The organism is Pseudomonadota bacterium, assembly GCA_039815145.1.
Taxonomy (GTDB): Bacteria; Pseudomonadota; Gammaproteobacteria; order Steroidobacterales; family JBCBZW01; genus JBCBZW01.
This window is the reverse complement of record JBCBZW010000214.1, coordinates 1-5,568: the sequence shown is the minus strand read 5'-3', so window position 1 is coordinate 5,568 and position 5,568 is coordinate 1. Positions and strand designations below refer to the sequence as shown.

Below are 5,568 nucleotides of genomic sequence, written 5' to 3'. Positions count from 1 at the left end.
GCGCAGCTTCAGTACCCGGCGGATACCGAGCTGCTGAGCTCTGAGCCGATCACGGTGAGCATGGCGAGCGGCGAGCGGGTGCCCGCGCTCGTCACCGATGATCGGTCGGCCGCTTACCGTACCTTTGGCGCGATCGCGCCGCTTCACTACGCCACCTACGGCGGCCTGTCGCTCAAGTACCTCTACGCGTTGCTAGGGCTCTCGCTAGCGCTCATCGCGGCGCTCGGCAACGTGATGTGGATCGAGCGCAGGCTGCACGGTCAGGAAGGCGCTCGCTCTGCCACCTTCTATCGGCGCTTGGGCGCGCTCACGGTTGGGGTCACCGCGGGCGTGGCGGTGGCAACCGTGGCCATCTTCTACCTGGACAAGCTGTACACCGGCACCGAAGAGCTGCGCCTCAATCGTACCGGATGGACGTATTTCTCCGTCTGGGCAGCATGCATTGCCTACGCCTTTGCTCGCCGAGACGACTATCGCTGCGTGCGGGAACTGGTCGGGCTTGTGGGAGCTGGCCTGGTCGGACTTCCGCTGCTCAATGCCTTCGTCACAGGGGACGGGTTAGCCAGCGTGTTGCGCAGCGGCCATCCGGTGGTTGATGGCGCCGACCTCACGTTGTTGCTCACGGGAATTCTCTGTCTCGCGGTGGCCGTCGTACTGCCGTCGACGCGCCCCGTGCGCCGTGAACGTCGCGCCAGCAAGGCGGGGGAAGTGGCGCAGGAGATCGTCGAGCCTGCCGGTGCGGGTGGCGCAGTGCAGCCGGTGCCGAGCGCGGCGCGCGAGGACGAACTCTAGCGTGGTGTCCCAGGAGTTCGTTGAAAAATACGCACGGGGCGAAAAGTACCCGCGTACTCTTCAACGAACTTCTGGGACACCACACCAGCCTCAGTGCATCATCTTGCTCAGCGGGTTCGCAACCGTGTGGTCCTGATAACGATCGTCGGCGTCGACCGGGGCGATGATATGAAAGCCCCGTGCTCGAAAGAGCAGCGCCAGCGCGTGGGCGCAGCGGCGCACGAGGTTGCTCGGCGCGCCCGCTAGTAGTTCGCAGAGGCGGTCGTCAAGGCGAGCGAACTGTTGCGCCTGGGCGGCTTCGAGCACTTCGAGCAAGCAGGCCTCATCTTGCGTGAGCCTCTCGCAGGAGGGCGGTGCGAACCAGATGCGCCGCCGGCCGGTTTCTCCGATGGCTGTGGTGAGCATCTCGAGTTGCACCAGGGCTTGCTCGTCTCCCTCGAAGGCCATCTCGTAGCTTCGCCTCGCCACCGGGCACGCCGCCGCACCTGCGGCGCAGTGGCGAAACCCCCAAATCAGGAAGCTGGCCCCAAAGCGCAGATCGGCCATTCGCAGGCCTTCGACGTACAGGGATTCGACTTCACAGGCGGTGCTCTCGGGCATGTTTGCGCTCACTTCCATGGCGTTTTCGCGGGGTTGCGGCCATCCCGACCATTTCTGAGATGAACCGACTTGCATTTCACCCTCAGGGTAATATGATTGCAAATCATTCGCATTCGCGATCTCAGGAATGGCCTGGTGAGCGCGCCCGTGGCATCCCTTCAAAGAGAGCTAAAGCATTGAGCAAAAGCCGATTTTTAGATGAGCTGAAGGTTGACGAGCTGTCCTTTGGAGCGGCGATGTCCCTTTGGGGTTTTCGTGTATCAGCTGTCGCTCATGCGCGGTGTACCTGCGTAGACCCTAGCTTCGAGGCAGCCTTCGGGGATGAGGGGAGACGTGCGCGAGAGGACCTTCGCAAGCTGGTGGCTGGATTGGTGGGGGAGGGGAAACGCCAAATCTGGATGGCGCTGCCAGCGAGTTTGGAAGTGACCTGCGATGAGGTGTGCGTGCTGAATGCCATCACCGCTGCCCAGCATGACCAGGTCGATGGCCTGCATGCTCACCTGCGCTGGCTGCTCGCGCGCGATGCCGTGCCCCACTACCTAACCAACCGGTTCATTCAGGTGGGCGCGCTGCTCTACAGCCACGGCTACGAGGCCACACCGCCCCCGAGATCCCGGCACCACCAAGCGCCCCTGGCGGTGGTGCCAACCCCTCGACGCCTGGATCGCTCGGCACCTGAGCAGCGCAGCGTCGATCGCAGCAGTGCGGAGTCCTAACCTGATGCCATCGGATGTGCCCGTAGCGACTAGCGAAGCCATCGAAGCCCGCTTCCGAGAGGAGCCCGGCGCGCTGTTGGAACGCGTGGCCGAGGAGTTTGGGGTCACGCCCTTGGAGGCGGCTCACCACCTACCCCCAGAGCACTGCACCCTGGTAGACGGCGCCACGCTACCCGACGTGTTGGAGGAGCTCAGCCGCTGGGGTGAGGTGATGTTTCTGGTGCACCTGCCTGCCTTCATCGTTGAGGTGAAGACCTCGATTCCTGCAGTCAAGGCGGGTCGAGGCTATCTGAACTTCCAGGGAGGAGCGCCCCTGGGTGGGCACCTTCGCGAGGATGCTTGCGAGGCGATCGCCTTCCTCGACCGTCCCTTCATGGGCCGTCGCTCCTGCGCCGCGCTCTTCTTCGACGAGGCCGGTGACTGCATCTTCAAGGTGTTTGTGGGCCGAGAAGCCGACCGATCTCTGAAGGCAGATCAACTGGAGAACTTCGAACGCCTGCGTAAGGGTCTAGCGCGTTCCCTGTAAGGGGGGCGGCTCCGGTGCGCGCTCTTTCGACCAGCTGTTGTTGCGGCACTTGTTGCGTAATATGATGCTAACCATTCTCATTCGCACCTGCATTTGTATATGAGGTTACGGCTATGAATTCCCCGACTACCGCGGGCTCGGCCCTGGCTGCCTGCCTTGTGCTCTGTGGGGCCGCACTGGCCCAGTCGAGCGACAGCGACGACGACGTGGTGGGCGATCGCAACGCGGACGCAGCCCCCGGCGTCACGTCCCTGGAGACCATCACCGTCGTAGGCACTCGTACGGAGCGCGTGCTGAGTGACGTCCCCGCCACCATCTCGGTCATCAACGCCGAGGAAGTGGAGCGACAGATCGCCCGCGACATCGCCGACCTCGTGCGCTTCGAGCCCGGCGTCTCCGTGGGCGGGACCGGCTCTCGCTTCGGGCTCTCCGGGTTCACCATTCGTGGCATCGGCGGCAACCGCGTGCTCACGACCGTGGACGGCATCCGCGTGCCCGAGGAGTTCTCCTTTGGCCCGTTCCTCAGCGCTCGCCGTGATTTCGTCGATATCGATGGCCTGGACCGCGCGGAAATCGCGCGCGGCCCAATTTCGTCTCTCTACGGAAGTGATGCGCTCGGCGGTGTGGTGGCCCTGCGTACCAAGCGACCCTCGGACTACCTGGACGACGGTCAACCGCTGCACCTTGGCGCCAAACTCGGCTACTCGAGCGTGGACGAGAGCACCGTGGGCACCTTCACAGGCGCTGCCGGCAACGACCTCATCTCTGGCCTGGTGCTGTACACGCGCCGTGATGCCAGCGAGACGGACAACCAGGGCGAGGCCGACGTGATCGGTCCGGCGCGTGGGATTCCCGACCCCCAGGACATCAGCACCGACAACATCGTCGCCAAGCTCGCGCTCACCCCGAATGATGCGCATGCGCTGACGCTCTCCCTCGACTACCTCGACAGCACCGTGCGCACGCAAGCGCTGTCGGATCTGACAGATCCCGACACCGTCGACCCCGGCAACCCCTTCGCCTCCGTTACCCAACGCCGTGACGCTGACGATACGCGGGAACGGACGCGGATCTCCCTCGCCTACGAGTATCGGGGCCCACTCGTCATTGCTGATAGTCTTCAAGCGACGCTCTACAACCAGCGATCGGAGACGATTCAAGCGACCAACGAAGATCGCGTCAGCAGCGGCGCCTTCGAGGTTCGCGACCGTCGCTCAACCTTCGAGCAGGAGATCAACGGCGGCTTCCTTCAGCTAACCAAATCCTTCGCAGTCGGTGCCTCGAACCACGATCTCATCTACGGTGTCGACTTCTTCCAAACCGACTCAGAGTCTCTGCGCGAAGGCAGCGCTGTGGACGCCGATGGCAACCCGGTGCCAGCGTCGCCCTTCGCACCTCCCCTGCCCACGCGCGATTTCCCACCCACCCAAGTCACCCAGCTGGCGTTCTTCCTGCAGGATGAGATCGCGCTGTTGGACGGTCGTCTCATGCTATCCCCGGGCCTGCGTTTCGAGAGCTTCGATGCCGATGTCTCACCGGACAGCCTGTTTCTCGACGGCAACCCGGGGAGTCCGTCTCCAGAGGATTTCTCCGATGAAGAGCTCACCTTGCGCATGGGTGCGCTGTACAACTTCAACGAGCTGGTCTCCGGCTACGTCCGCTACGCCGAGGGCTTTCGTGCCCCGCCCTACGACGACGTGAACGTTGGCTTCACCAACGAAGCCGGGTTCTACCGTACGCTGCCGAATCCCGATCTGGAGTCTGAGCGCAGCAAGGGCGTAGAGCTGGGTTTACGCTTCGATGCGCAGCTCGGCAGCTTCACCGCCACTTGGTTCCGCAACCAGTACGACAACTTCATCGAATCCTTCGCCATCGCACCTGAGTTCGCCGCCACCGGCGGCTTCAGCCCCGATGGCTTCCTCAATTTCCAATCGGTGAACCGCGAGCGGGTGGAGATCGATGGCGTGGAGTTCACGGCGTTCGTAGATCTCGGTGCCGCAAACCCGGCCCTCCAGGGCATGAACTTCCGCGCTTCCATCGCCTACGCCGATGGCGTCGATACGGAGCGGGACGTTCCCCTGAACACCATCGATCCACTAACGGGGGTGTTCGGTCTCGGCTATGAATCACCCAACCAACGTTGGGGCACGGATCTGATCCTGACCCTGGTGGACAGCAAAGATGCGGACGAGATCGATCCGACATCCGGACGCCAGCCCACGGACAGTTTCGCCGTGCTGGATCTCCTGGCGCGCTTCGACATGACCGATCGGGTGAGCTTCAACGCCGGTGTCTTCAACTTGACCGATCAGACCTACATCCGCTGGGCGGACACGGGTGCCATCGGCGGTGCCGGCGCGATCGGTGGCGCGGACAACCCCCTGCGCTTCACGCAGCCAGGCATCAACTTCGGTGCCAACTTCCGGGTGCGCTACTGATGGTCAGCACGCGCCGAGCCGCGCCAGGGCGATCGATCGTTGTCGCTTGCTGCGCCTCGATAGCCTTCACATGGGCGTCGATGGCGCCGGCCAATGGCGCCGGCTGCGACGCGCCTGCGCAAGACGCCTCTCGCATCGCCATTGCCGGCGGTTCCCTCACGGAAATCGTCTACGCTCTCGGCGAGGAGGGGCGCATCGTCGGCGCCGACCGCACATCGAATTTCCCCTCGCAAGCCCTCGAACTCCCCCAGATCGGCTACGTTCGGGCCCTCAGCGCGGAGGGTGTGCTGTCCCTTAAGCCAACGTTAGTCTTGGGTGAACACGATATGGGCCCGCCGGAGGTGATCGCTCAGCTGGAGCGCACGGGCGTGAGCATGGTGCGCGTGCCGGAGGTGCACACGCCGGCCGGCATCGTGGCGAAGGTGCGTTGCGTGGCCACGGTGCTGGGCGTGCCCGAGGCGGGCGATCGCTTGCTGGCCGAGCGCATTCAGCCACT

6 protein-coding genes are annotated in these 5,568 nt (G+C 63.9%); 5 read left to right on the top strand and 1 reads right to left on the bottom strand.

Going from position 1 to position 5,568, the window contains the following annotated elements; translation table 11 throughout:
• A partial coding sequence (locus AAF184_24450) for a PepSY domain-containing protein (protein MEO0425507.1) occupies positions 1–792 on the top strand: 792 nt, incomplete at its 5' end.
• Positions 793–882: 90 nt separating this feature from the next.
• On the opposite strand, the gene AAF184_24445 is transcribed toward AAF184_24450, so the two are convergent.
• Positions 883–1,410 (bottom strand): hypothetical protein, encoded by a 528-nt coding sequence (locus AAF184_24445; protein ID MEO0425506.1) that lies wholly within the window; start codon positions 1,408–1,410, stop codon positions 883–885.
• A 380-nt stretch (positions 1,411–1,790) separates the two neighbouring features.
• On the opposite strand from AAF184_24445, the gene AAF184_24440 reads away from it, so the two are divergent.
• From AAF184_24440 to AAF184_24425, 4 genes are all read left to right on the top strand, one after another.
• A complete protein-coding gene (locus tag AAF184_24440; GenBank protein ID MEO0425505.1) occupies positions 1,791–2,108 on the top strand; it encodes a hypothetical protein in 318 nt (105 codons plus the stop codon).
• Positions 2,109–2,112: 4 nt separating this feature from the next.
• The gene (gene hutX, locus AAF184_24435) at positions 2,113–2,634 is read left to right on the top strand and encodes a heme utilization cystosolic carrier protein HutX (GenBank protein MEO0425504.1); all 522 of its coding nucleotides are present in this window, start codon (positions 2,113–2,115) and stop codon (positions 2,632–2,634) included.
• A gap of 113 nt (positions 2,635–2,747) precedes the next feature.
• Entirely contained in the window at positions 2,748–5,072 is a 2,325-nt protein-coding gene (locus AAF184_24430) for a TonB-dependent hemoglobin/transferrin/lactoferrin family receptor (protein MEO0425503.1), read from the top strand.
• A gap of 80 nt (positions 5,073–5,152) precedes the next feature.
• Positions 5,153–5,568, top strand: a 416-nt coding sequence (locus tag AAF184_24425) for an ABC transporter substrate-binding protein (protein MEO0425502.1), incomplete at its 3' end; no start/stop codon positions are given.